Source organism: Sphingobium sp. FW306-1B-F04DB, from assembly GCF_058781925.1.
In genome coordinates this window covers 1-1,734 of sequence record NZ_JBYSXE010000112.1, presented here as the reverse complement: position 1 = coordinate 1,734, position 1,734 = coordinate 1, and the positions used below count along the sequence as shown (strand labels likewise).

The following is a 1,734-nucleotide window of genomic DNA, read 5'->3' as shown; positions in this document are numbered from 1 at the left end:
CATTTCGGACGTTTGTGGGGTCATCATCCGTTCCCAATTGCAGCCGTCCGTTCAGATTGAGAACGATGACCGGTTTCAGGCGGCGACCAGAGGCGCACGAACGTCGGCCTTGTTGGGAGAGCGGCTGGTCCGCTTTCGAGTTTTCAGATCGAATTAGCGGCCTCTGATACGGCCAGCCCTTCGCCAGTCCGTGCGTCTACAAACGGGAGGAAGTCCCTCGATCCGACAACTAAGGCATCACCTATGCGCTAATCCGGATCGTCGCTACACCCGTACCGGCGAGCAGCGGAATTTGAGGAGCGCGTGATGCGTCATTGGACTTTGTCGGCGGCGATCGGAGTTGCCATCTTGAGCTCTACCTCAGGCTCCGCAAGCCCGGTGCAAGGTGTGGTTGCAGGCATCTATGTTCTGGACGAGGCGCGGAGTGACAACGCCTTTCAAGCGATCGACAGCGCTATCGCCGACCTTTCCAACGCCAAGCGCCCTCTCGCTCGCATGAGGCTCCGCAAGTCCATTGCGGTAAATAGAATTAGAATCTCCATCGCAGGAGGTCGAGTCGGGATCGCGTATGATGCCAAAACACCTATCGTCGTTTGGATAGGCGAAGAGCCGATCAAGTGGAAGCTCATTGAAGAGCTTGTTTTCGATGTGTCGGCAAAAGCTGATGGTGAAGCCATCTCCCTAACATTCCGTGGCGACGACAGCGAGCGGACCACAACGTATCGTAGTGTCGGCCAGGATTTGGTGGAGCATACCACCATCATCAGCCCACTGCTCTCTACGCCGATTGTCTATAAGCGGGTCTATAATCGAACGAACTGACAGGATCTACGTGAAAACCTTCTGGTGAGAAGCCGTTGAACGGTCTTCGTCCCGTAGATGCGGATGCCGGTCAAGATAGTCTCTCCAGCGTTTGCTTTCCGGCGCGGTACGACCGCGCACGAACGGCAGCAATGACAGCGTGACCCGACAGGCGGCTTTTCGCGCGCTGTCGTGGAAAGCCGCCACTGGCGCAACCGGAGCGGGCGTGGCCGCTGACGCCGACATTTCCGACGTTGGAAAGGCGTTTGTCAGTCGTGAAAAGCGGACACCCTGATGCGGCTAGTGTTGGCTTAGAAGTCAGTCTTTCCAAAGCGCGGAACGCCTTGGTTTCGTCCGGGTGGATCGAGGACTGTCAGGTCGAGATCTAGGGGCTCTCCAATCCAGTGGCCCAAGGTGGTGTGGTCCGCCAGATCGTCATCCGTCAACGGATGGACGAGTGCACTCAAACCGGACGCCTTGATCTCCGAAAGGACGTCCTCAAACGAACGCTTGAGGAAATGGATTTCGTATTGAGCCATCGGGTGGGGCCCGACGCCGGTGTCCATCATTCTGCCGACGAAAAGGATAGTTGGCTCCTTTGGATTGTCGGCCTGGCGGACGAATTGATCGCGCAAGGCCTCCGCAGCGGGACGTTGTTCAACGGAATAGTAGATGTGGCCGTGATACGGTGTGCTTCGTCGTCGGCCATGCAGCTCTTCCTTAGGCGGGAGGCTGCAGACTACTCGCTTCGCTAATGTCCGCAATGTCGTCGTGTCCGGACAGGCAGCTTCCTCGGCCGATGACGGCAAAATCTGCCCCCGATGTGCACCGTCAACGGTTGCGACTGCTCGCGCCCACATGCACGAACCCGCTTCGCGGGAGGTTCGCGGGGGCGTGAGATAGCGTGGTAATCATAGGCTTTGGGCGGGGAGA

2 protein-coding genes are annotated in these 1,734 nt (G+C 57.9%); one reads left to right on the top strand and one right to left on the bottom strand.

Annotated features, from left to right (window positions below; translation table 11 throughout):
- Positions 1-306: 306 nt before the first annotated feature.
- Positions 307-822 (top strand): hypothetical protein, encoded by a 516-nt coding sequence (locus tag AC3WJD_RS21915; protein ID WP_492748960.1) that lies wholly within the window; start codon positions 307-309, stop codon positions 820-822.
- Positions 823-1,112: 290 nt separating this feature from the next.
- Here the strand turns inward: AC3WJD_RS21915 and AC3WJD_RS21910 are convergent, their stop codons facing one another.
- Entirely contained in the window at positions 1,113-1,436 is a 324-nt protein-coding gene (locus tag AC3WJD_RS21910) for a DOPA 4,5-dioxygenase family protein (protein ID WP_492748957.1), read from the bottom strand.
- Positions 1,437-1,734 lie beyond the last annotated feature (298 nt).

What these genes read in the sequence shown, in the direction of transcription:
- AC3WJD_RS21915 (WP_492748960.1), top strand. Translation starts at nt 307, where the DNA reads ATGCGTCATTGGACTTTGTCGGCGGCGATCGGAGTTGCCATCTTGAGC.